Consider the following 25,072-nt stretch of genomic DNA (forward strand, 5'->3'; position numbering starts at 1 on the left):
TCCAGTCTTAATTGTAAATTAACCTAAATTTTGTCAATTAAAGTAGATAAAAGTTGCAAACAGGTTAATAACACATATAATTTGCGCTGGATCAAATTTTAGTATTTTTAATTGAATTTATGTTTTTTGATATAAATTCTAAAAATGTGATCTGGGTAGCTTTTTTATTGTTTTTTATCCTCACAAATAGTAGTAGAATTGCACCGATAAGAGTTATATCCCGCTTCCGATAGTTTTAAACTTGAACAACTTATAATTCAAGAAAAATATTTCAGGTGCGCTGAATAACTTAACTTTATGGGGTGATTATCCGGCAGGATTAGCATTTTGTTTATATTTAAAGCCGCAGTTCATAATCAAAATGTTAATTATCCGGTCTAATCAGCGGATTAAAAAATCTTGTAGCATTTACAGGGAGTTGAGATGTTAGACGTTGTTGAACTTTCTCGCTTGCAGTTTGCATTAACTGCGTTGTATCACTTTTTGTTTGTGCCGTTAACGTTGGGTTTGTCATTTATCCTGGTGATTATGGAAACCTTATATGTGGCAACAAATAAACAAGTTTATAAAGATATGACAAAATTCTGGGGCAAATTATTCGGAATTAATTTTGCTCTGGGTGTGACTACCGGTATTACGATGGAATTCCAATTCGGTACAAACTGGTCATATTATTCTCATTATGTCGGTGATATTTTTGGTGCGCCGTTGGCCATTGAAGCGTTACTTGCTTTCTTCTTAGAATCGACTTTTGTCGGTTTATTCTTCTTTGGTTGGGATCGTCTGACAAAAGCCAAACATTTGCTTGCGACATATTGCGTAGCATTTGGTTCTAACTTATCTGCGATGTGGATTTTAGTGGCGAACGGTTGGATGCAAAGCCCGGTGGCTTCAGAGTTTAATTTTGAAACCATGCGAATGGAAATGACCAGCTTTATGGATTTATGGTTAAACCCCATCGCACAAAGTAAACTGGTTCATACCTTAGCCGGCGGTTATGTTTCCGGTGCTATGTTTGTACTGGCGATTAGCGCATACTATCTATTAAAAGGTCGCGATATCGGCTTTGCTAAACGTTCGTTCTCCGTTGCGTCCGTATTTGGCTTCATTTCTATTATCGCCACTATTATTATGGGTGATCAATCCGCTTATGAAGTCGGTAATGTGCAGAAAACCAAATTAGCGACGATGGAATCCGAATGGCATACTCAAGAAGCGCCCGCTTCCTGGAATGCATTTGCCATTCCGAATGATGCGGAAATGAAAAATGACTTTGAATTCCAAATTCCGTATCTTGGCGGAATTATGGCGACTCGTTCATTAGATCAAACTTATCCGGGTATCCATGATATTTTGATTGAAAACGAAGGTCGCGTACGTAATGGTATGGTGGCTTACGGTTTATTGGAAGAATTACGTGCGCAGAAGAAAGCCGGTCAGGTTAATGAAGAAACCAAAGCCCAATTCTTAGCCACCCGTGACGATTTAGGTTATGGGTTATTGCTGAAACGTTATACCGATAAAGTTGTTGATGCGACTGAAGAACAGATCAAACAAGCTACAAGAGATACGGTTCCGAATGTTGCGCCTGTATTCTGGTCATTCCGTGTGATGGCCGCTCTTGCAGGTGTAATTATGGTATTGCTTGCAGGCGCATTTATTCAAAACCTTCGTAATGCGACAACCAAAATTCCTCTTTTACTTCATGCCTTATTATGGTGTTTACCATTACCTTGGATTGCTATTGAATGCGGTTGGTTCCTTGCGGAATACGGTCGTCAACCGTGGGCGATTTATGAAGTATTACCTGTAGGTGTGGCAAATTCATCACTAAGTACCGGTGACCTTTGGTTCTCAATCGGTTTGCTTTGCGGTCTTTACACGTTATTTATCGTTGTTGAAATGTATTTAATGTATAAATTTGGTCGTCTGGGTCCAAGTTCATTGAAGACTGGTCGCTATTATTTCGAACAATCATCTAAAGCAGGAGCCTAATTATGTTTGACTACGAAAGTTTACGTTTTATTTGGTGGATCCTAATTGGAGTGTTGCTACTTGGTTTTGTGGTAACCGACGGCTTTGATATGGGCGTTCTCACTTTATTACCTTTTGCCGGTAAAAAAGAAGTCGAGAAACGCATCATGATTAACTCCGTAGCGCCGCATTGGGACGGTAACCAGGTTTGGTTATTAACCGCCGGCGGTGCGATGTTTGCCGCATGGCCGATTGTTTACGCCGCATCCTTCTCGGGGTTTTATATTGCGATGATTTTAGTTCTGGCGGCATTATTTTTCCGTCCGGTAGGCTTTGAATATCGCGCTAAAATTGATAATCCGGCATGGCGTAAAGCCTGGGATTGGGGGTTATTCCTCGGTGGTTTTGTGCCTTCTCTAGTATTTGGTGTTGCTTTTGGTAACTTATTGCAAGGCGTGCCGTTCGAGTTTAACGATTTACTGCAAGTGAAATATACGGGTACTTTCTTTGAATTATTAAATCCGTTTGCTATCCTTTGCGGTTTGATTAGCTTGTCTATGTTAATTACTCATGGCGCTGCCTGGTTACAAATGAAAACGACTTCGGATCTGCGTGATCGCGCTCGGGCAATCACTCAAGTCGGCGCATTTGCAACTTTAATTACGTTCATACTTGCTGGCGTCTGGTTGCTGTATAAAGACGGTTTTGTATTAAATAGTACGGTCGATCACTTTGCGCCTTCTTCGCCGCTGGGTAAAACCGTTTCATTGGAAACAGGCGCTTGGTTTAATAACTACTATGAAATGCCGGTATTGTGGATATTCCCTGCATTAGTCGTGGTTGGTGCATTATTGAATATCGCTTCCTCTAAAGCGGATCGTTCAGGTTTTGCATTCTTCTTTTCCGCATTAACTATGCTAGGTGTGATTTTCACCTGCGGTATTGCAATGTTCCCGTTTGTAATGCCTTCGATCACTCACCCTGATATGAGCTTATTAATGTGGGATTCGACATCAAGCGAATTAACGTTAAGTTTAATGTTCGGTTTGGCTTTGGTGTTTGTTGTGATTATGCTTATTTATACTATTTGGGCATATGCCAAGATGTTTGGTCGTCTTGACGGCAACTTTATCGAAGAAAACAAAAACTCATTATACTAAAGGAGAATCATTATGTTTTATTTAGCTTGGGTAGTGGGTGTGTTGTTAGCTATTTTAGCCAGTGTGATGATTACAATACGCATTGAAAAATCTGGAAAATTTGATGAATAATCATGATTAATTCAGTATATCTATTAGTAAATAAGGGCTCTTGGCGAGCCCTTTCATTTATTTTAGCGATTTTATTAACCGCCTGCTTTTTCTTTAATATCCATCAATTTGCCTCTGAGCTGAGAACTGCAAATCCCATATGGGTAGTATTAATTTTATGGTCAACGGTTATTTTATGGATCCATGGTATGGGCTTTGATATTCGGTCTGATTTGGGTAAATATTTATTTTTTCCTATATTTGGTTATCTCATTAGTTTTGTTGCGTTATTTCAGCATTTTTTATATTAAAAAAGCTAGAGGCTATTTATTTTTTAAGTATAAATTTTAATCATCTTGAACCCTAGCACGGCAAAGCCGTACTAGGTTACACATAGTTCAGCCCCTTTGGGGCTGTGAAATTAGGAGCAGCAAAGCTGCTCAACTATGCGTAACCCAGTACGCTTGCGTGCTGGGTACAATAAATCGTTTAATTTTGTTTATTTTATATACTTAAAACATCAACAAGCTCTAAAAATCATAGGCGTTCAATAAAATTTTTTGATTTTTAATTTTTATAATTTTTTAAAATTTAATGGGTTAAATGCTTGCTTATCATATTTACTAGCTCTAAAATACGCCAGTTTTACTGACCTTTTCGGGGAGTAGTAAAAGTAGTTGAGGATTTCTTTAAAACCGATTATAAATCGCCTCTAAAGTAAGGACAGTGAATTGCAATGAACAACACATTTCAATTTCCCGTACGCGTGTATTATGAAGATACGGATGCTGGCGGTGTAGTTTATCATGCTCGTTATTTACATTTTTTTGAACGGGCAAGAACGGAATTTTTGCGTACCTTGAATTTTTCGCAAAATCAATTATTGCATGAACAAAACATTGCATTTGTGGTCAAATCGATGAATATCGACTATCGATTTCCGGCTTGCCTGGATGATGCATTGATTGTTGAGAGCGAAGTTGTAGAAGTCAAAGGGGCGACAATCCTATTCTCACAAATATTAAAAAGAGATGAATTAGTTTTAACTACGGCTACGGTAAAAGTAGCCTGTGTTGATCTTGGTAAAATGAAACCTGCGGCACTTCCGGCAGAAGTGAAGGCCGCAATTTCTAAGTAGATATCTTTTTCGGAGTTATGTAATGTCAGGTGATTTGAATTTTTTCGAATTATTTATTAAGGCGAGTATCGTCGTTCAAATTGTTATTTTAATTTTAATCGCATTCTCGGTTATTTCCTGGACGATTATTATCCAACGCAGCCGCGTATTAACGACAGCGCTAAAAGATTCTTCAGCATTTGAAGATCGTTTTTGGTCCGGCGAAGACTTAACCAAACTTTATGAAGGTTTATCAAACCGTCGCGACGGCTTAACCGGTAGTGAACAGATTTTTTATGTAGGGTTTAAAGAGTTTTCCCGCTTAAAACAAGCAAATCCGGAAGCTCCCGAGTCAATTATTGAAGGTAGCTCTCGTGCTATGAACCTGACAATGAATCGTGAAATTGAAGAATTAGAAGGCCGCATTCCGTTTTTAGCCACAGTGGCTTCGATCAGCCCGTATATCGGCTTGTTCGGTACCGTGTGGGGGATTATGCACGCATTTATGGGATTAAGCGGCGCGAAACAGGCAACCCTGCAAATGGTGGCACCGGGTATCGCCGAAGCATTGATTGCAACGGCAATCGGTTTGTTTGCTGCGATTCCTGCGGTAATGGCATATAACCGCTTAAGCTTACGTCTAAATAAATTAGAACAAAATTATGGCAATTTCATTGATGAATTTACCACAATTTTACATCGCCAGGTATTTGGCAGCAAAACTCATTAATGTAAGCTTTTTTATCGCACTTTACTGATGAAAAGTGCGGTTAATTTTTGAAGAATTTTACGAGGTTCCTATGGCTTATCGCCGTAAAGAAAGAAATATTAAATCCGAAATTAACATCGTGCCTTTTTTGGACGTATTGTTAGTTTTGGTGCTTATTTTCATGGCAACCGCACCAATTATTAGTCAAAGCGTAGAAGTTGATCTGCCTGATGCCGTTGAAAGTCAAAACGTCTCGAATGAAGATAAAGTACCTGTAATTATTGAAGTTGCCGGAGTCGGACAATATGCGATTTCCATTGCAGGGCAGCGCACGGAAAATTTAACTGAAGAAATGGTTACCGAACAAACCAGAGCGGAATTTGAAAAAGATCCGAACACAATGTTTTTAATTGGTGGCGCACGTGACGTGCCTTATGAAGAAGTAATCAAGGCACTTAATTTACTTCATCTTGCGGGTATTAAATCTGTTGGTTTAATGACAGATCCAATTTAGTTTGAATAGGATAAGCGGTGAAAAATAATCGACAAAACAAAGAAAGAAGTGCATTTCTGACATCATTGGTTTTGCACATACTCTTGTTCGGTTTGTTGATCCTGAGTTCTTTCTACCACACAGTGGAAGTTATGGGCGGCGGTGAAGGTGACGGCGAAGTTATCGGCGCAGTAATGGTTGATACGGGCGCAGCCGCTAAAGAGTGGGGACGTATTCAACAAGATAAAAAAGGGCAAACGGATAAACAAAAACAAAAGAAAGTGCCTGATCAAGTTGATGAAGAACAGCATTCGCCAGAGCCCGAACAGAAAATAGAAGAACAAGTTGAAAAGCAAAAACAACAAGAACTTGAAAAACAAAAACAGTTAGAACAACAAAAACAAGCGGAGCAGCAAAGACAACAAGAGTTAAAAGCTCAGAAGGAAGCTGCGGAAAAAGCGAAGGCAGAAGCGGAAGCGAAAGCAAAAAGAGAAGCGGAAGCGGCAAAATTAAAAGCGGATGCCGAAGCAAAACGCCTCGCGGCTGCTGCGAAACAAGCGGAAGAAGATGCGAAAGCCAAAGCAAAAGCAGAGGTTGAAGCAAAAGCCAAAGCGGAAGCAAAAGAAAAAGCTGCTGAAGAAGCTAAACTAAAAGCACAAGCGGAGGCCAAAGCTAAAGCGGAGGCTGAAGAAAAAGCTAAAGCTGAAGCCAAGGCAAAAGCCGATGCCGAAGCAAAAGCCAAAGCAGAAGCTAAGGCGAAAGCTGATGCCGAAGCAAAAGCCAAGGCGGATGCGAAAGCAAAATCTGATGCAAAAGCAAAACAAGCAGCACTGGATGATTTCTTAAATGGCGGCGATGTCGGTGGCGGTAGTGCTATGAAAGGCGGCAATGCCAATAAAGCGGGCAGCCAGGGTAGCGGTGCAGGTTTAGGTGCCGGCGACGGCGGTAAAGTCGGTGATCAATACGGAGCGGTGATTAAACGTGAAATCAAACGTCGTTTCTTAAAAGATCCTAGTTTTGCCGGTAAAGTATGTAGCATTAGAATTCAATTAGCCCGTGACGGAACAATTACCGGATACCAAAAAGTTTCTGGTCCGGATGATATTTGTACGGCAGCGTTAAGTGCGGTAGCAAGAACGAAAAAAGTTCCTGCGGCACCGTCTGATGATGTGTACAATAAATACAAAAATCCAATTATTGACTTTGATTTAAAATAATTGTTTTTTTGGAAAGTAAGATAAACCGATAAGGTGGTATGATGAAATTTTTAACTCGCATGTTAAGTGCATTCGCCGTATTATTTTTTGCGATTAGTACTGCACAAGCGGATGATGAAGTCCGAATCGTAATTGATGAAGGTGTTGATGGGGCTCGCCCTATTGCTGTGGTTCCGTTTAAAACAAACGGTTCCGTACCCGCAGATATTGCAGAAATTGTGACCGCAGATTTACGTAACAGCGGTAAATTTAATCCGATTCCGGTAAGTCAAATGCCGCAACAACCCGCTTCCGCATCGGAAGTAACACCGGATGCTTGGGCAGCTTTAGGGGTTGATGCCATTGTTGTTGGTCAGGTAACCGCAACAGGTAACGGTTATAATATTGCCTATCAATTGGTTGATACTGTTGGTGCTTCAGGCGGTGCGGGCTCGGTATTGGCACAAAATTCCGTAACCGTAGGCGCTAAATGGATTCGTTATGGCGCGCATACCGTCAGCGATGAAGTTTTTGAAAAGTTAACGGCAATTAAAGGTGCTTTCAGAACGCGTATCGCTTATGTGGTACAGAAAAACGGCGGCTCTAAACCTTATGAAATTCGTGTGGCGGATTATGACGGTTTCAATCAATTCATTGTAAACCGCAGCTCACAACCAATTATGTCTCCTGCTTGGTCTCCTGATGGTAAACGCTTAGCTTATGTTTCGTTTGAAAACAGAAAATCACAGTTGGTTGTTCAGGATTTAGGTTCCGGTGCACGTAAAGTTGTGGCTTCATTCCAAGGTCATAACGGCGCGCCGGCATTTTCACCGGACGGTTCGCGTTTAGCCTTTGCTTCAAATAAAGAAGGGCAATTAAATATTTATGTAATGGGCGCCAACGGCGGTCAGCCGACTCAATTAACAAGCGGTTCCGGTAATAATACCGAACCTAGTTGGTCACCGGACGGCAGTTCAATTTTATTTACCTCGGACAGAGGTGGGTCACCACAGGTGTATCGCATGAGTTCTTCAGGCGGTGCGGCATCACCTGTTGGTGGTCGAGGCAGCGCTCAAATCAGTAGCGATGGTAAAACATTAGTGATGATTAACGGTAATAATAATGTTGTAAAACAAGATGTTACCAGTGGTGCAAGTGAAGTATTGAGCACTTCTTTCTTAGGTGAGAGCCCTAGTCTTTCACCAAATGGTATTATGATCATTTATAGCTCTACCCAAGGGTTAGGAAAGGTGTTACAATTAGTGTCCGCAGACGGACGCTTTAAAGCGCGGTTACCAGGAACAGACGGACAAGTAAAATTCCCGGCTTGGTCACCGTATCTAGATAAAAACTAAGGAGAAAATCAATGAAATTAGCAAAATTATTGTTAGTTGCACCAGTATTAGCATTAGCAGCATGTAGTTCATCAAACAACGATGCTAGCGCAGACGGCGCAAATGCAGGCGCACAATACGGTGGTATGTCAGTACAAGATTTAACAACTCGTTATAACACCGTTTATTTTGCATTCGATAAATATGATATCGAAGGCGAATACCAACAATTATTAGATGCTCACGCTTCATACTTAACAGCAACTCCGGCAGCTAAAGTATTAGTTGAAGGTAACGCTGATGAACGTGGTACACCGGAATACAACATCGCATTAGGTCAACGTCGTGCGGATGCAGTTAAAGATTTCTTATCAGCTAAAGGTGTTCAAGCTGGTCAATTATCAACTGTTTCTTACGGTGAAGAAAAACCTGCAGTGTTAGGTCATGACGAAGCAGCTTATGCTAAAAACCGTCGTGCAGTGTTAGCATACTAATTATTTGAATAATTTAACTTATATTCATTATTAGTTCTAAAACAGGAGTTATTTATAGCTCCTGTTTTTTTGTTGCTTAGACTAAACATTAATGAAGTAATAATGATGAAATAATTTATTTCTCATAAATGAGGATTATTGTTCAAAATTTACTAAATTTGTTGCCTATTTAGGCAAATAAAAAAAATAATGAAAAAATTAGTTGATTATTAAATTAAAATCCGTATTATAAGCACCCGTTACACAGCGTAACCTTGTGGGTCGTTAGCTCAGTCGGTAGAGCAGCGGACTTTTAATCCGTTGGTCGAAGGTTCGAATCCTTCACGACCCACCACTTAAAATTTGGTTTTATCCATATTCAATATGGGTCGTTAGCTCAGTCGGTAGAGCAGCGGACTTTTAATCCGTTGGTCGAAGGTTCGAATCCTTCACGACCCACCACTTAAAATTTGGTTTTATCCATATTCAATATGGGTCGTTAGCTCAGTCGGTAGAGCAGCGGACTTTTAATCCGTTGGTCGAAGGTTCGAATCCTTCACGACCCACCACTTAATTCCCAAAGATTCTTTATTATTGCGATCCTGATCGTAAAATTTACTTATTTGATTTCTTTATTTGTCATATCTCTTTTAAAGTGCGGTCAAAAATAAGGAAATTTTATGAGGAAAGGTTTTTCATTAATTGAATTTCTAACTGTGCTGTTATTAATCAGTATTTCCGGTTCGCTGACGCTCTCCGGTTGGCAATCTTTAGGTGAAAGCCAAATGCTGCAACAGGAACAACAACGGTTGTTGCTTTTTATTAAAAATATCCAGGCTCGGGTGGAAAATTCTAATCAGGTTTGGCACTTGGTTGCTAATCGTTCCTTTGATCAAAAAAATTGGTGTTTTACCGCACAAATCAAACATGATCTGTTTATTTGCGATTGCTTTTATCCCGCTTTATGTCCGAAAGAATTATTGCCGCATTTTTATTATCCGTTATTTCCTGACACAGTTAAATTTGTCGGTAAAAAATATTATCCTGCTATTACGGCGAAATTCGGTGGAGTCCGGCGAACCACCGAGAATAATTGCTTTTCCCTTATTTCCTCCAATAAACAGAGCGTATTGAGTTTTTCAAAAATGGGAAATGTCAGTATCAAAAAACCGGGAAGCAGTTCTTCCTGCTTTAATACGGCGGAGGAATGATGATTTATCGTGGCGAGACCTTGGTTGGTTTGCTTATATCCATGACGCTATCTGCTTTTTTAATTTTAATTGCCGTGCAGTTTTATGTTTATGTTCAGAATACGAATTTACAAGTTATGCAGCGGCTAGAGTTGCAAGCGGAATTACAGAGTATTTTACAGATTATAGCGAAAGATTTACGCCGCACAGGATTTGACTTGCCTTATTCCGAACCTGAGAAAATTAAATTTGATCATTTCTCCAAAGAATCACCGAATAGCTGCGTTATTTTCACTTACGGGTTGGGGGAGTCGGATAAAACTAAACTTAAAAAGCAAAATACAGAGGAAGATACGAAAGTAGTATTGGGTTATAGGCTATATAATCAGCGGCTGGAAGCGATTCCGCAGGCGAAGAAAACCAATACTGAACGCAATGAAAAAACCTTAGTTGAAGGTTGTTCTTTGCGCTTAGGCTGGGAACAATTGATTGATTCGGATAAATTTGCCGTAAGTCAGTTGCAATTTAAATGGCTTGTTGAGAAGAAAGGCATTGAGATTTATCTCAAAGGGTATTTGAAACAACAGAAATCCCTTTTTTATGAAACATCTATTATCTTACCGATCATGAATGAGGTGATGTGGGATGAGAACCTGTAAAAGTGGGTTTGCAACCCAGATGATTGTGTTTATCATTGCCGGTCTTGCTGTATCGACAATGTTGTTCACCGATGATCAGCTTCATTATCATCGTGGTATTATGGCGCAGCGTTCCGCTTATGTCAGCCAAATGGCGCAGTTGCAGAATTTGGCAATAGAACAGATGCCTGTTATTTGCCAGCAAATTTCAGACGGATTACCCGATAACACAGCAAGTTATACGTTACCCATAAGTTTATCGACCTCATCATCAAATAAAAGTGCGGTAGAAATTTCGCATTTTTTGCGTTGCCGTCGTTATTCATTGCTAGCGACCAAGCCTACCAAAAAATTTGAAAGTTATAGTACGGCAGTGAATGAAGAGAATATCGAACTGTTTCGTCATAGATTTAATCAGTCTTATATAAATGAGGACACCGGTCAAAAGGTGTTTCTTTATTGGCTTGATGAAACGACCGAATCTTTAATCCTGAGCGGTGACACCAATGCCGTGGTTATTGCAAAAGAACCGTTGAAAATTGAAGGAAAAGGGCGATTAAGAGGCGTTGTTATCAGTGATTATCCCGTAGAGCTTGAAGGCGTTCAGCTTAGTTACAATAAATATGTGATGGATTTTATTTATCGGGAATTCAGTCTGTGGAAATTAGCCGAACGCAGTTGGAGTGACTTTGATGCGGAAAATAACTAAAGGTATGACATCCGTATCTTTATTGATAACAATGGTACTTTTTAGCGTAATAATGCTCAGTATTTTGCAGTGGTCCGGTTATCAGCGTAAAAGTGCGGTAGAAATTTATCAATATTTTCAAGCGGTACAAATTGCGGAAAATCAGAAACAACGGCTGTTTTTAGGTCTGGGTTGTGAATCTCAAGTGGTGCAAAATGGCATTCAATTCCGCCTGTTATGTGTCGGCGAGAAAATAACCGTAAGTTATCCAATGGGGAAATTAACGTTATAAAATCAATAAATCCCTTGCAGTTAAAAATAAACTCACTGAAAATAACCGCACTATTGGTTATTAGGAAATTTATTGTGTTTACGGTTTACCATTCGAATCGACTTGATGTTCAAAAAGACATCTTAATTGAATTAATGCAGCTTTTGCCGCCGGACGATCCTTTTCAAACTGAAATTATTCTTGTGCAAAGCCCCGGTATGGCGCAGTGGTTGCAGCTGAAAATTGCAGAAAAAAAAGGTATTGCCGCTAATCTCAAATTTCCTATGCCGGCAAGCTTTATTTGGCAGCAATATATCAATGTATTAGAAGACGTAAGCCAACAGACACAATTTAACAAAGATGCCATGACCTGGCGTTTAATGCAGCTAATTCCGCAATTTCTTTCCGAACCCTGCTTTCAGGCGTTAGAAAATTATCTGAAAAATTCACCGTACTCCGAACAGCAAAAATTATATCAATTAGCCCGTAAAGTAGCTGATCTTTTCGACCAATATTTAGTTTACCGTCCAAATTGGATTCAAGCCTGGGAAAATAATCAGCCGGAATCAATTGAGCAGGCTATCGGTACCTATCAAAAAGACGATAATCCTGAATTAATTACACAAATCAAACGGGATATTAAGTGGCAAGGGATTTTATGGCGTGCGCTAATTGATGAAGTTCAGCGCGGGGCGGGTTATAAAGTGCGCCACCGGGCTAATTTACATCAGGCGTTTATTGATAAATTACGCAGCGCTAAACCGGAAAATTTGCCGCAGCGAATTTTTATTTTCGGTATTTCCGCTTTGCCTCAATCTTATTTGGAAACTTTTGAGGCAATGAGTCGGTATTGTGATATTCATTTGTTTTTTAATAATCCGAGCCGCGAATATTGGGGTGATATTGTTGATGATCGTTTTTTACAGAAATTGCAAACCCGCCAACGGTTTGACCATTATGAAAATAATCATACCGCATTGCTAAGTTCGGCAACCTTGACGAATATGCAACAAGAAAATTACGAGTTTTCTCCGGATAACGAAAAACTGCTGGTCGGGAATCCGCTGTTAGCCGGTTGGGGGAAATTGGGTCGGGATTTCTTCTATTTATTAACGGATTTAATGACTCGAGCGGAAGAACATAATCGGGAAATTATCGCTTTTGTAGATCTTGACGACAAAACCTTGCTATCTCAGGTTCAAGGTCATATTTTGGATTTAATTCCTATGGCGGTAAAAAAACTGAATAAACCGCAAGAAGATAATTCACTGACCATTCACGCTTGTCACAGCGTTATGCGCGAAGTTGAGGTTCTGCATGATTATTTATTATCCCTTTTCGAATTAGATAAAAATCTTACTCCGAAAGATATTGTGGTAATGGTTGCCGATATTGATAAATATGCGCCTTATATTCAGGCGGTCTTCGGACAATATCAAAAAGATTTGCAAACTAACCAATTTTATCAAGCGGATAAGCGTTATATTCCGTTTTCAATCTCAGACAATAAATTGACTGAAAGCGACGTATTAATCGCCTCGTTTCTTATGTTATTGAATTTAAAAGAAAGCCAATTCAGTGCTGAAGAAGTGCTGGCTTATTTAGATATTCCTGCTATCCGTATGCGTTTTCAGATTGAATTGGAAGACTTAGAAACTATTCGGGAATGGGTTAAAAATTCAGGCATTCGCTTCGGGTTGGAAAAGCGAACTGATAATAGTCTTAAAAATTATAATGCCTGGCAATCGGGATTAGAGCGAATGCTGCTTGGTTATGCTATGCGCGCGGAAAACGGTATTTGGCAGGATAGCCTAGGCTTTGACGACAGTCACGGCTTGCAAGGCAAACTTGCAGGATTACTGGCTGCTTTTATCGAGCGGCTTTACCAATGGCAACAATTCTTGCGTAACCCTCATAGTTATGAAGAATGGGGTCAAGCACTGCTGGAATTGGTAGATCATTTTTTCTTGGAGAATGAGCAAAGCCTCGAAGCGATACTTTATCTTAAAGAGATCATTCAACAACTTCATGAACAATTAGACGAAGTCAATTTTACCAGTAAACTGGAAATTGACGTTATTGCCGAAGTGATGGCAGAGCAGTTAAACGATAAAAATACGAGTCTGAAATTTTTAGTCGGAAAAGTGAGTTTTTGCACGTTGCTGCCTATGCGGGCAATTCCGTTCAAAGCGGTTTGTTTACTGGGCATGAATGACGGCGAGTATCCGCGTCAGCAAACGCCGAATAGTTTTGATTTAATGCAATATCATCGTCAAAAAGGCGATAGATTTCGCCGTGATGACGATCGTTATTTATTTTTAGAAGCCTTACTGGCGGCGGAAAACTATTTTTATGTGAGTTATGTGGGGCAATCTATCATTGATAATCAGCAAAGAGAGCCTTCGGTGCTTGTCAGTCAGTTATTGGATTATTTGGCGGAAAATTTAGCGAATAACGACGAAGAAATCGAACAAATTCGCACAAGTTTAGTTCAATATCATTCAATGACGATATTCAGCCCTGATAATTTTTCTGCAATGCATCGTTCTTATGCAAAAGAATGGCTGCCGTTAGTTAATCGTAATCAATATCCCGTGCCTGATTTTACCCAACAGATTAGCGGTGAAATTGATGAAGTGAGGGAAATCGATATTCTTCAGCTTGTACAGTTTGTACAACATCCGGTGAAATTCTTTTTTGAGAAACGGTTGGGCGTTTATTTTCAACAAACGGACGAGCAAATTCCGGAAACGGAAAATTTCACTTTGGATAATCTGGACAATTTTTTGATAAAAGACGAATTGATTCGTTTTGCCGATGATGAAACCGACAACTATTTCGAACGCCTGAAGCTGGAGGGTATTTTGCCTTACGGTCATTTTGGTGACATTTATAAGCGACGATTGCAAAATGAAGCCGCGGAATTAAAAAATAAGATTAGCGCTTATTTAAGTCAGGAGCCCGCTCATCAGTTTGTCGAAATTACATTAGATATGGGTGAACAAAGCGTTTTACTCACCGGACATTTAGACCATCTTTATCAGCCTTTTGCACAACGGGTAAAATGGCGGGTCGGCGAAGTGAAAGATAAGCATATTATTGAAAACTGGTTATATTATTTGCTGCAACTTTGCACCACGGATAATGTTAATCCGCCTTTATATTATGGCAAAAACGGTTGTATCGGTTTCAAAACTTTGGAAAAATCCACCGCACTTTCCATACTTAAATTATATGTTAAAGCCTATTTGCAGGGGCTAAAACAGGTACAAATCGTACCGACATATAAAATTGACGATTATTTAAAATCCTGTCAACCGGAAACCGAATTTGACACGTTGTCCGCCTTTAATAATTTGCGCGATTTATTTAAATCATCAAACAATTATACCAATGAAAAAGAAGACATTTATTGGACCCGCGTATTTCAACAGGCAACGGAATTAAATTCAGACAAAGAAAAACTAATGCAAATCCAACAAACAACCCGGGACTGGTTCGGTTTAATGCTGAATTCGGTGGAAAAGGTTAAACTTTAGATAAGTCTTTAAAAGCAGAATTGGCTATATTCGGGATCAACGGTTTACTAATGTTCTGGTGGTTATTAATGTCTGAAAACTTATAATAAAAAAGACAGCATTTTAAGCTGTCTTTCCGGTTTTGGTGCTCTGGGCGAGACTTGAACTCGCACGACCTACGGTCACCACCCCCTCAAGATGGCGTGTCTACCAATTCCACCACCAGAGCATTTTAAAATTTATTTTTTATTGAGGAATATCCGCGTTTTTATTTTCTACCGGCGCCGGTACGGTTTTTTGTTGAATTTGTTCGGCAGCCTGAGATAAGTCGTCAAACGTACCTTGTTGTACATTGTTTTTGTGAGAGTTAATATTGCCAATCACAAGGCTTATCACAAAGAAAATCGTGGCTAAAATTGCGGTCGTACGAGATAAAAAGTTTGCAGAACCGGCTGAACCGAATACCGTACCTGATGCGCCGCCACCGAATGATGCGCCCGCATCCGCGCCTTTACCTTGCTGAACAAGGATAAAACCGATCAAAGCAATTGAAACTAATAGATATACGATTAACAGAACTTGATACATTATAAACTTTTCTCTTCTTTGCTATATGCAATAAAATAAAACGTACAAATACTAGCGGATTTTCAAAAATCTCGCAAGTGATTTTATCTAAATCCGGATTAATTGCTTTAAATTTAGACTTCTTTTTTTGTTTCTGTCGATTGCGCGATTTTGGCCTTCTTTTTAAAGTTTTTCGGCTTAGGATTGTTCGCTACGGCGCTTAATTTTCGTAAGGCGGAAAAATTTACAAATTGCACTAATTCGGGCAAAAGTTCGGTCAGTGTCGCCATAAATTGTTGATAGCTCGCCTGTTTGCGGCTGATGCCGTCAAGTTGTGCTTCCCATTGCGCCGTCATATCCGGCTGGGTTGCCATGTCGGGCAATGCCTGAATTAAAATTCTTCCGGCTTCGGAGCTATGAATGTTGCGTCCTTTTTTATAAAGAAATCCCCGTTTGAATAATAATTCGATGATACCCGCCCGGGTTGCTTCCGTGCCCAATCCGTCGGTTTCTCGTAAGATTTTTTTAAGTTCTTTATCTTGTACGAAACGCGCAATACCCGTCATTGCCGATAACAATGTCGCATCGGTAAAAGGTTTAGGCGGTTGCGTTTTTTTACTGATGACTTCGCCTTTTTCACAAAATAGTTGCTGTCCTTTTTTGACTATAGGAAGCGGCGGCTCAAGTTGTTCGTTTTCATCTTCTTTGCCTAATAATTCTTTCCAACCTGCAATTTGTAAATTGCGCGCCTGAGCGACGAAATTTCCGCCGGTAATTTTTAGGCTGATTTTACTTTTACGGTATTCCGCATCGGGACAAAACTGCATGAGATATTGACGTGCGATTAACGTATAGATATTCAGTTCTTGTAAATTTAGATTTACCGGGCGATTGTTTGCCGTAGGGATGATCGCATGGTGGGCTTCTACTTTTTTATCATTCCAACAACGATTTTTTTGCTCTGTATTCAGTACTTCAGGCAAAGGTTGATATTCTTTACAATGCGTTGATATCGCATTCAATACCGGCATTCGCTCGGCAAAATGCTCATTCGGTAAATAGCGGCAGTCGGAACGCGGGTAGGTAATTAATTTGTGGGTTTCATATAAACGCTGACAGGTATCGAGCACATCTTGCGCCGACATGGCAAAACGCTTCGCCGCATCAATTTGCAAGGCGGAAAGCGAATAGGGCAACGGTGCGGTTTCTTTTTCGCGTTTGTCCGTATATTCGGTGACTTCGGCAGGTTGCCCGGTAATCCGTTTTACAACGTTTTCGGTTAAGCCGAGGGAAAGTACTCGACCGTCATCATCCTGATAGTCTTCGCAGGCTTTGCTTGGTTGCCAAAGTGCGGTGAATTTTTGCGGAGTTTCGTCTTCCGTTTGAATATGGGCTAATACCTCGAAGAAATCTTTCGGCTGAAAATTTTCGATTTCCAAATCACGGCGCACAATAAGCCCCAACACGGGCGTTTGAACTCGCCCTACCGAAAGTACACCGTTGTAACCTGCTTGGCGACCGCGAATTGTGTAAGCGCGCGTCATATTAATGCCATAGAGCCAATCCGCTCTGGCGCGGGCAAGGGCGGAGGTGGCAAGCGGGATAAAATTCGTATTCGGCTGTAATTTTTTTACCGCTTTTCCCACCGCAGCCGGATTCAAATCACTAACCAGACAACGCTGAATGGCGTTACGTTTATCTATGCTGAGATTGGCATAATTAAATACTTCGTCAACCAGTAATTGCCCTTCTCTGTCCGGGTCGCCCGCATTGACCAGTTGATCCGCCTGATGAATCAGATTTTCAACGGTTTTTAACTGTTTCGCTACTTCTTTGCGGGGAATGAGCCGCCATTTTTTAGGCACAATGGGCAAATGTTCCAAACGCCATTGTTTAAACATGGGATTGTATGCGTCGGGTTCCGCTTGTTCCAATAAATGCCCGACACACCAGGTTACGCAATCATTTTCCCCGCATTTGATAAAACCGTCGCCACGCTGATGGGGCTTAGGCAAAACATCTGCTATCGCTCGGGCAAGGCTGGGTTTTTCCGCTACAAATAATCGCATAAAAGAAGAAATCTCATGATGATAAAAGTGCGGCGGATTTTACCGCACTTTTGTCGCTATTCAAAGACGCATAAATTTTTCTGATATTGATCAAGACAAAAGCATATTTTTCTTGCGGATATTTACAGCGAGAAAGTTTTCATGATATAGATGATTCGTTTATTTTTTATTAGCTTTTTGATCGTTTTACGTTAGGGGTATGTTTATAAAAGATAAACATATCCTAAATACATTCGGAGTGATTTGTTATGGCAAAATTCTTTCTTGCGCCGGCAGATAACTATGATGTCAAAATTGGCGAATTGGTTGATAAATTTGTCAATAAAGTCAGAAGTTTTCCGCCCGGTACCTGTCCTTTAGTAGTGCAATATGCTTCATTACGTTCATCAATGAGCCAGACTTGCGGTAAATGCGTGCCTTGTCGCGACGGTATTCCGCATTTATCGTTTTTATTGCGTGATATTTTAGCGGGCGAAGGCGACGATTCGACCATGCGTCAAATCCGCGAGCTGGCCGAAATGATCCGCGACGGTTCTGATTGCGCTATCGGTTATCAACCGGCTATTGAAATTTTGGACAGCATTGAAGAATTTAAAGAGGAATATGAAAGCCATATTCATAATAAATCCTGTCAAAAAGTTATAGGACAACGCATTCCTTGTATCAATATGTGTCCGGCTCATGTGGATATTCCGGGTTATATCGCCCATATCGGTGACGGTAATTATGCCGAGGCGATTAATTTAATCCGTAAAGATAATCCGCTGCCGACGGCTTGCGGGTTGGTTTGCGAGCATCCTTGCGAAGAGCGTTGCCGCCGTCGTTTGATTGATGATGCCATTAATATTCGCGGTTTGAAAAAATATGCGGTGGATCAGGTTGCCGCCGATGTTGTCAAGGTGCCGCAGGCATTGCCTGATACCGGCAAAAAGGTCGCCGTAATCGGCGGCGGACCGGCGGGCTTAACCTGTGCCTATTTCTTGGCACAAATGGGCCATAGAGTCACTATTTATGAACGTCAAAAAGCGCTAGGTGGTATGTTGCGTTACGGTATTCCTAATTATCGTTTCCCGAAAGATCGTTTGGATCAGGACCTTAACGCCATTCTTTCCGCCGGTCGTATTGAGGTAAAATACGGCGTGATGGTAGGCGACGATATTGCAATTGAAGATATTTATAACAGCCATGATGCAATGTTTGTAGGAATAGGTGCACAAAAAGGCAAAACTTTACGTATTAAAGGCTCGGAAGCCAATAATGTGTTTTCCGCGGTAGAAATGCTGGATGATATCGGCAACGGAAAAATCCCTGATTATACGGATAAAGTCGTAGTGGTTATCGGCGGCGGAAACGTGGCGATGGATGCCGCACGTTCAGCGGTGCGTTGCAAAGCTAAAGACGTACGTATTGTTTATCGCCGTCGTCAGGATGATATGACCGCATTACATGCGGAAATTGAAGCGGCAATCATGGAAGGTATTGAACTGATTACCTTAGCCGCACCTGTCGCAATCGAAAAAGATGAGCAGGGCAACTGTACCGGTTTAACCGTTCAGCCGCAAATGACCGGTCCTTATGATCATGGCGGTCGTCCAAGTCCGGTAGCGGTGAAAAAACCGCCGTTTACCATCGGCTGTGATGTGATTTTAATAGCCGTAGGACAGGACATTATTAGTTTGCCGTTTGAAGAATTCGGTATACCGGCAAATCGCGGCATATTCCAGGCTGATTTAACTACCGCGGTACCGGATATGGACGGAGTTTTTGTCGGCGGTGACTGTGCAACGGGTCCGGCAACGGCGATTAAGGCGATTGCCGCCGGTAAAGTCGCCGCTCATAACATTGACGAATATCTTGGTTATCATCATGAATTTCCCTGCGAGACCAAAGCGCCGCCGCCAAAAGAAAACGTTCGTATTCAGGTGGGGCGAGCCAACACCACGGAACGGCCGGCTTATATCCGTAAATGTGACTTTGAACATGTAGAAAATCCATATACTTATGAAGAAGCAATGCAAGAAGCGGAACGTTGTTTACGTTGCGATCATTTTGGCTGCGGTGTATTACAGGGAGGACGTGACCTATGATTAATTTAAAAATTGACGGATTCGATGTTCGGGTTGACGAAGGAACAACCATTCTTGAAGCGGCAAAATCCGTAGGTATTAATATTCCTACCCTGTGCTATTTAAAAGATGTCAGCGATATCGGATCTTGTCGGGTTTGCGTGGTGGAAGTTGAAGGTTTCGAGAAATTGCCGACTTCTTGCAACACGCTTGCTCAGGAGGGTATGGTTATCCGTACGCAAACGGATAAAGTGGTCAAGTCTCGTCGTATGGCGCTGGATTTAATTTTATCCCACCACAATTTAATTTGTTTCTCTTGTCCGTCAAACGGGGCCTGTGAATTGCAAAATGTTGCCCATCAATGTGGAATCAGTGAGTCCAGTTTTCCTAATTTCCGTTTGCCGGGTATTGAAGTGCCGCACGTGGAAGATAATCCGTTCTTGGGCTATCGCCCTGATCTGTGTATTCATTGTCAGCGCTGTATCAATACCTGTGCTAATGTCAGCGGTTGCAGCTCCATTAAACTGGCCTCGAGGGGGATATTCCGCGCCATAGAAACGCCGTTCGGTAAAGATTGGAAAGAAACCACATGCGAATCCTGCGGTAACTGTGCGGAAGCCTGCCCGACCGGCGCAATTTATAAAAAAGAAGCAAAATCTTACCGCAGTTGGGAGATCCAACGCGTTCGAACCACCTGTCCGCATTGTGCGGTAGGCTGCCAATACGATTTATTAGTGAAAGATAATAAATTAGTGGGTGCAGAAGGGGTAGACGGCCCGTCTAACGGCGGAAGATTATGCGTGAAAGGGCGGTTCGGTTCTTATAAATTCGTAATGTCCGGCGATCGCTTAACGGATCCGTTAATTAAAGACCGAGCAACGGGTAAATTCAGAAAAGCAAGCTGGGATGAAGCCTTGGATCTTGTGGCGTCGAAATTTATGACCTTAAAACGCCAATACGGCGGTGATTCATTGGCCGGATTCGCCTGTTCGAGATCACCGAATGAAGATATTTATATGGTACAAAAAATGGTACGTACCTGTTTTGGCACCAATAATACCGACAACTGTGCCCGGGTTTGCCATTCCGCTTCCGTCGAAGGGCTGGCAAGAACCTTAGGTTCGGGAGCCATGACCAACCCGATTTATGACATCACTCATGACGTCGATGCTATTTTATTGGTCGGTTCAAATCCGGAAGAAGCTCACCCGGTTATCGGTATGCAGATTCGTGAAGCGGTGCGCAATGGAACCAAATTAATTGTTGTGGACCCGCGTGACATCGGTTTAACCAAACAAGCGGATATTCATTTAAAATTACGTCCGGGAACAAATATCGCCTTTGCTAACGGTATGTGTCACATCTTTATCAAGGAAGGCTTGATTGACGAAAAATTTATTGCCGAACATACGGAAGGCTTTAAAGAATTGAAAAAGATCGTCAAAGATTATACGCCGGAATATGTAGCGGAAATCTGTGGTATTGATGCCGACGATTTACGGGCGGCGGCAAGAATTTACGCGACGGCAAAAAAAGCGCCGATCATTTATTGTTTAGGCGTCACGGAGCATTCCACCGGTACGGAAGGTGTAATGTCCATGTCTAATATGGCGATGATGGTGGGTAAAATCGGTCGCGAAGGCTGCGGCGTGAATCCGTTGCGCGGTCAGAATAACGTGCAGGGAGCCTGCGATATGGGTGCCTCACCGAATCAGTATCCCGGCTATCAATCGGTTAAAGATCCGGAAATCCGTGCGAAATTTGAAAAAGCATGGGGCGTTAAATTACCGGCACATATCGGTTTACATGCAACGGATGTATTCCCTGCCGCAATTAAAGGTAAAATTAAAGGCTTATATATTTGCGGTGAAGATCCGGTAGTGACTGATCCGGATACAAATCATGTGATTAATGCATTGAAATCTTTGGATTTCTTAGTGGTGCAGGAACTATTTATGACGGAAACCGCATTACTTGCCGATGTGGTGTTGCCGGGTCGTTCTTATGCCGAAAAAGACGGTACTTTTTCGAATACGGAACGCCGTGTGCAGCGGGTACGCAAAGCTATCACATTACCTGGCAACAGCCGTCTTGATACGGACATTATCTGCGAATTAATGCGCCGTATGGGCTATAACCAACCGAATTTAACCGCCTCGGAAATTTTTGACGAAATGGCGTCGGTCACGCCGTCTTTCCGCGGTATTAGTTATGAACGGTTGGAAAAAGAACCGACTCAGTCTCTGCAATGGCCTTGTACGGATCAATATCACCCGGGTACGCCGATTATGCACGTCGGTAAATTTGCGCGCGGATTAGGTTTATTCTATCCGACCGTTTATACGCCGGCGAAGGAATTGCCTGATGCGCAATATCCGATGATGCTGACTACCGGACGTATTTTATATCATTACAACACCAGAGCGATGACCGGTCGTACTGAAGGTTTAATGGAAATTGCGGGGCATTCGTTTATTGAAATTAATAGCGCCGATGCGAAACGTTTAAATATTGAAAACGGTGAACGGGTAAGAGTGACTTCCCGCCGCGGCACTATTACAACGGAAGCGCGGGTTTCGGATAAAACTAATGAAGGTGAAACTTGGATGCCGTTCCATTTTGCTGACGGTAACTGTAACTGGCTGACAAATGCGGCATTGGATCAATTTGCCCGGATTCCGGAATATAAAGTCTGTGCTTGTCGCATAGAAAAGCTGCCTGAAGACGAAGCTTTTAATATGAAAGGTAAATATATCACGCAAAAAATGGTGGCGGCACAATGGCGTAAAAAAATGGATAAATCCATTGCCAAGTTGGTCAGATAACACCTGAATAGCAAGTAAAACAAGGAAGATCAAATTTCATGAGGGCTTTGGCCGGATTGAGTTTGATCTTCTTTTATTTTCAGGTTTTTTGTTGAAAATTCCCGTTTTTTGACCGCACTTTTATGTTTCTTCCTTTGTATTTTTCATCTTGTGGAAAATCAGCTATAATGCATGCCATTTTCGTGTATAGAGTCTGTTTATAAAAGATAAACAGACCTTATTTACACATTCTTTTTATTATTAGAGGTTTCTATGACAACTCCTGTTGTTGCCCTTGTTGGTCGTCCGAATGTAGGTAAATCAACATTATTTAACCGCTTAACTCGTACTCGCGATGCATTGGTGGCGGACTTTCCGGGGTTAACCCGCGACCGAAAATACGGTCATGCGAATATTTCCGGTTATGATTTTATTGTGATCGATACCGGCGGTATTGACGGTACGGAAGAAGGCGTTGAGGAAAAGATGGCGGAGCAATCGTTACTTGCCATTGAAGAAGCGGATGTGGTGCTTTTTTTGGTTGATGCCCGTGCCGGATTAACGCCTGCGGATATAGGTATCGCGCAATATTTACGTCAGCGTCAGAATAAGACCACCGTTGTGGTGGCAAATAAAACCGACGGTATTGATGCGGATTCTCATTGTGCCGAGTTTTATCAGTTAGGTTTGGGTGAAATAGCGCAAATTGCGGCGTCGCAAGGCCGTGGCGTAACCCAGTTAATGGAAGACGTGCTGGCGCCGTTAGCTGAAAAAATGAAGGCGGATGAAAGTGCGGTCGAAAATGATGAAAATTCCGAACAGGAAAAAGACGAATGGGAACATGAGTTTGACTTTAATTCGGAAGAAGATGCCGAACTTTTGGATGAGGCTCTCGCAGAAGAAAATGAAGAACCTGAAAATAAGAATATAAAAATTGCTATTGTCGGTCGTCCGAATGTGGGTAAATCTACGCTGACAAACCGTATTTTAGGCGAAGATCGCGTAGTGGTTTATGATTTGCCGGGCACAACCCGCGACAGCGTGTATATTCCGATGGAGCGCGACGGTCAGCAATATACCATTATTGATACCGCCGGCGTGCGCAAACGCGGGAAAGTACATTTGTCCGTTGAAAAATTCTCCGTTATTAAAACATTGCAAGCCATTCAGGATGCCAATGTGGTGTTATTAACCGTTGATGCCCGCGAAGGTATTTCGGATCAGGATTTATCGTTGCTTGGCTTCATTCTGAATGCCGGTCGTTCTTTGGTTATCGTGGTAAATAAGTGGGACGGATTGAGTCAATATACAAAAGACCAAGTAAAATCCGAGCTGGACCGCCGTCTGGATTTTATTGATTTTGCCCGCGTCCATTTTATTTCCGCCTTACATGGCAGCGGAGTGGGGAATTTATTTGATTCCGTGCAGGAAGCTTATGCCTGTGCAACCAAGAAAATGACTACCTCAATGTTAACCCGTTTATTGCAAATGGCAACGGATGAACATCAACCGCCTATGATAAACGGTCGCCGGATTAAATTGAAGTTTGCTCACCCGGGCGGCTATAACCCGCCGATTATCGTGATTCACGGTAACAAAATTGATAAATTGCCGGATAGTTATAAACGTTATTTATCGAATTATTATCGTCGCAGTTTAAAAATTGTCGGTTCGCCGATTCGTTTGCAATTCCAGGAAGGCAGTAACCCGTTTGCCGGTAAACGTAATAAATTAACGCCGAACCAATTGCGTAAACGTAAACGTTTAATGAAATTCATTAAGAAATCAAAACGTTAGTTGTTTTAAAAGTGCGGTCGAAATTTAAGAATTTTTATAAAGGGAAAAATGAAGCCGTAATCTAATTGAAAGACTATACGAATAAAAGAATCTGATATAAAAAATCCCCATTGAGCGGTAATCGCTAATGGGGATTTTCTTTTTCTGAATAATGATGAATAGAAACTAGAACACTTTGTTAAAAGGTTTAATGATAACCTCGCCATAAACGCCGGCATCAACATAAGGATCTTGTTGTGCCCAGGCTTGAGCCTCGGCTAATGAGTCGAATTGAGCGATAACGGTGGAACCTGTTACGCTTTTGCTGTCTTCGCTGGGATTCGGACCGGCGGTGAGCAAACGGCCTTCCGTTTTTAATTGTTCTAAACGGGCTAAATGTTGCGGGCGAACTTCCAGACGTTTTTCAAGTGTGTTTGGTTTATCTTGTGCAAAAATAACGTAGTACATCATTTAGTTTTCCTCTGTAGTGTGGTTGTTGAGTAATGCTAAAGCCTGTTCCAATTCGGGATTGTCTTCTCGAGGTACGGCTCTCGGTTTGCCCTCTTTATCAATAGCGACATAAGTAAAAAGCGCTTCGGTTACGCAATGACGATCACGAACGCCATCGTAAACTTTTTTGATCCAAACTTCCACCTTGACTTGCATGGAAGAGCGCCCGATTTTCACTAATTTACCATAGCAACAAACTACATCACCCACGGAAATAGGGCGTAGGAACGTCATTTTATCTACGCAAACCGTGACCACTCTGCCTTTACCTATTTCTTTGGCTAAAATAGCACCGCCCATATCCATTTGTGACATAATCCAGCCGCCAAATATATCGCCGTTGGCATTGGTGTCGGAAGGCATAGCTAATGTGCGCAGAATCAATGAACCTTCGGGTTCTCTTATTATGTTAGTTTTGTCAGTCATGGT

General features: G+C 41.6%; 22 protein-coding genes and 4 tRNA genes. 21 read left to right on the forward strand and 5 right to left on the reverse strand.

Features of this window, described 5'->3' with window-relative positions:
- The first annotated feature begins 423 nt into the window (after window positions 1–423).
- The 18 genes from A4G13_RS01390 to recC all read left to right on the forward strand — a co-directional run bounded on the left by A4G13_RS01390 (window position 424) and on the right by recC (window position 14,872).
- Entirely contained in the window at window positions 424–1,995 is a 1,572-nt protein-coding gene (locus A4G13_RS01390) for a cytochrome ubiquinol oxidase subunit I (RefSeq protein ID WP_090654652.1), read from the forward strand.
- A gap of 2 nt (window positions 1,996–1,997) precedes the next feature.
- Entirely contained in the window at window positions 1,998–3,134 is a 1,137-nt protein-coding gene (cydB, locus tag A4G13_RS01395; RefSeq protein WP_090654654.1) for a cytochrome d ubiquinol oxidase subunit II, read from the forward strand.
- 12 nt (window positions 3,135–3,146) lie between these two features.
- Window positions 3,147–3,245 (forward strand): cytochrome bd oxidase small subunit, CydX/CbdX family, encoded by a 99-nt coding sequence (locus A4G13_RS01400; protein ID WP_011199896.1) that lies wholly within the window; start codon window positions 3,147–3,149, stop codon window positions 3,243–3,245.
- Between the two features lie 2 nt (window positions 3,246–3,247).
- The gene (locus A4G13_RS01405) at window positions 3,248–3,535 is read left to right on the forward strand and encodes a cyd operon YbgE family protein (RefSeq protein WP_090654656.1); all 288 of its coding nucleotides are present in this window, start codon (window positions 3,248–3,250) and stop codon (window positions 3,533–3,535) included.
- Window positions 3,536–3,960: 425 nt separating this feature from the next.
- Window positions 3,961–4,362: a tol-pal system-associated acyl-CoA thioesterase gene (gene ybgC / locus A4G13_RS01410; RefSeq protein ID WP_090654658.1), complete on the forward strand. Its 402-nt coding sequence runs from the start codon at window positions 3,961–3,963 to the stop codon at window positions 4,360–4,362.
- A gap of 22 nt (window positions 4,363–4,384) precedes the next feature.
- The gene (gene tolQ / locus A4G13_RS01415; protein WP_011199899.1) at window positions 4,385–5,071 is read left to right on the forward strand and encodes a protein TolQ; all 687 of its coding nucleotides are present in this window, start codon (window positions 4,385–4,387) and stop codon (window positions 5,069–5,071) included.
- Window positions 5,072–5,141: 70 nt separating this feature from the next.
- On the forward strand, window positions 5,142–5,564 hold the full coding sequence (gene tolR / locus A4G13_RS01420) for a colicin uptake protein TolR (protein WP_011199900.1): 423 nt from the start codon (window positions 5,142–5,144) through the stop codon (window positions 5,562–5,564).
- A 17-nt stretch (window positions 5,565–5,581) separates the two neighbouring features.
- Window positions 5,582–6,760 (forward strand): cell envelope integrity protein TolA, encoded by a 1,179-nt coding sequence (tolA, locus tag A4G13_RS01425; RefSeq protein WP_090654659.1) that lies wholly within the window; start codon window positions 5,582–5,584, stop codon window positions 6,758–6,760.
- 41 nt (window positions 6,761–6,801) lie between these two features.
- Window positions 6,802–8,094, forward strand: coding sequence for a Tol-Pal system beta propeller repeat protein TolB (gene tolB, locus A4G13_RS01430; protein ID WP_090654661.1), 1,293 nt, complete (start codon window positions 6,802–6,804; stop codon window positions 8,092–8,094).
- 11 nt (window positions 8,095–8,105) lie between these two features.
- The gene (gene pal / locus A4G13_RS01435) at window positions 8,106–8,567 is read left to right on the forward strand and encodes a peptidoglycan-associated lipoprotein Pal (RefSeq protein WP_090654663.1); all 462 of its coding nucleotides are present in this window, start codon (window positions 8,106–8,108) and stop codon (window positions 8,565–8,567) included.
- Between the two features lie 258 nt (window positions 8,568–8,825).
- Window positions 8,826–8,901: transfer RNA gene (locus tag A4G13_RS01440), tRNA-Lys, on the forward strand.
- A gap of 31 nt (window positions 8,902–8,932) precedes the next feature.
- Window positions 8,933–9,008 (forward strand) — tRNA-Lys (locus A4G13_RS01445).
- 31 nt (window positions 9,009–9,039) lie between these two features.
- Window positions 9,040–9,115 (forward strand) — tRNA-Lys (locus tag A4G13_RS01450).
- A 111-nt stretch (window positions 9,116–9,226) separates the two neighbouring features.
- Window positions 9,227–9,757 carry a pilus assembly FimT family protein gene (locus tag A4G13_RS01455; RefSeq protein ID WP_090654665.1) on the forward strand — a complete coding sequence of 177 codons (531 nt, stop codon included), beginning with the start codon at window positions 9,227–9,229 and terminating at the stop codon, window positions 9,755–9,757.
- The gene (locus A4G13_RS01460; RefSeq protein ID WP_090654667.1) at window positions 9,754–10,395 is read left to right on the forward strand and encodes a PulJ/GspJ family protein; all 642 of its coding nucleotides are present in this window, start codon (window positions 9,754–9,756) and stop codon (window positions 10,393–10,395) included. The genes A4G13_RS01455 and A4G13_RS01460 overlap by 4 nt, the downstream gene beginning before the upstream one ends.
- Entirely contained in the window at window positions 10,382–11,083 is a 702-nt protein-coding gene (locus A4G13_RS01465; RefSeq protein WP_090654669.1) for a DUF2572 family protein, read from the forward strand. The genes A4G13_RS01460 and A4G13_RS01465 overlap by 14 nt, the downstream gene beginning before the upstream one ends.
- Window positions 11,067–11,354, forward strand: a complete 288-nt coding sequence (locus A4G13_RS01470; RefSeq protein WP_041639601.1) for a DUF5374 domain-containing protein — start codon at window positions 11,067–11,069, stop codon at window positions 11,352–11,354. The genes A4G13_RS01465 and A4G13_RS01470 overlap by 17 nt, the downstream gene beginning before the upstream one ends.
- Before the next feature lie 74 nt (window positions 11,355–11,428).
- The gene (recC, locus tag A4G13_RS01475) at window positions 11,429–14,872 is read left to right on the forward strand and encodes an exodeoxyribonuclease V subunit gamma (RefSeq protein ID WP_090654670.1); all 3,444 of its coding nucleotides are present in this window, start codon (window positions 11,429–11,431) and stop codon (window positions 14,870–14,872) included.
- Window positions 14,873–14,994: 122 nt separating this feature from the next.
- Here the strand turns inward: recC and A4G13_RS01480 are convergent.
- The 3 genes from A4G13_RS01480 to A4G13_RS01490 all read right to left on the reverse strand — a co-directional run bounded on the left by A4G13_RS01480 (window position 14,995) and on the right by A4G13_RS01490 (window position 17,487).
- Window positions 14,995–15,080 (reverse strand) — tRNA-Leu (locus tag A4G13_RS01480).
- Window positions 15,081–15,097: 17 nt separating this feature from the next.
- Window positions 15,098–15,439 carry a preprotein translocase subunit SecG gene (gene secG, locus A4G13_RS01485; RefSeq protein ID WP_011199908.1) on the reverse strand — a complete coding sequence of 114 codons (342 nt, stop codon included), beginning with the start codon at window positions 15,437–15,439 and terminating at the stop codon, window positions 15,098–15,100.
- 113 nt (window positions 15,440–15,552) lie between these two features.
- Window positions 15,553–17,487, reverse strand: coding sequence for a DNA topoisomerase III (locus tag A4G13_RS01490; RefSeq protein WP_090654673.1), 1,935 nt, complete (start codon window positions 17,485–17,487; stop codon window positions 15,553–15,555).
- 248 nt (window positions 17,488–17,735) lie between these two features.
- On the opposite strand from A4G13_RS01490, the gene A4G13_RS01495 reads away from it, so the two are divergent.
- From A4G13_RS01495 to der, 3 genes are all read left to right on the forward strand, one after another.
- On the forward strand, window positions 17,736–19,574 hold the full coding sequence (locus A4G13_RS01495) for an NAD(P)-binding protein (RefSeq protein ID WP_090654675.1): 1,839 nt from the start codon (window positions 17,736–17,738) through the stop codon (window positions 19,572–19,574).
- The gene (fdhF, locus tag A4G13_RS01500; protein ID WP_011199911.1) at window positions 19,571–22,378 is read left to right on the forward strand and encodes a formate dehydrogenase subunit alpha; all 2,808 of its coding nucleotides are present in this window, start codon (window positions 19,571–19,573) and stop codon (window positions 22,376–22,378) included. Before A4G13_RS01495 ends, fdhF begins: the two co-directional genes overlap by 4 nt.
- 252 nt (window positions 22,379–22,630) lie before the next feature.
- Window positions 22,631–24,154, forward strand: coding sequence for a ribosome biogenesis GTPase Der (gene der, locus A4G13_RS01505; protein WP_090654677.1), 1,524 nt, complete (start codon window positions 22,631–22,633; stop codon window positions 24,152–24,154).
- Between the two features lie 165 nt (window positions 24,155–24,319).
- Here der and A4G13_RS01510 read toward each other — a convergent pair whose 3' ends face one another.
- Both A4G13_RS01510 and yciA read right to left on the reverse strand, forming a co-directional pair.
- Entirely contained in the window at window positions 24,320–24,601 is a 282-nt protein-coding gene (locus tag A4G13_RS01510) for a YciI family protein (protein WP_090654776.1), read from the reverse strand.
- A 3-nt stretch (window positions 24,602–24,604) separates the two neighbouring features.
- Window positions 24,605–25,069: an acyl-CoA thioester hydrolase YciA gene (gene yciA / locus A4G13_RS01515; protein WP_011199915.1), complete on the reverse strand. Its 465-nt coding sequence runs from the start codon at window positions 25,067–25,069 to the stop codon at window positions 24,605–24,607.
- Between the last annotated feature and the right edge of the window lie 3 nt (window positions 25,070–25,072).

It is taken from the genome of Basfia succiniciproducens (assembly GCF_011455875.1).
Classification (GTDB): domain Bacteria; phylum Pseudomonadota; class Gammaproteobacteria; order Enterobacterales; family Pasteurellaceae; genus Basfia; species Basfia succiniciproducens.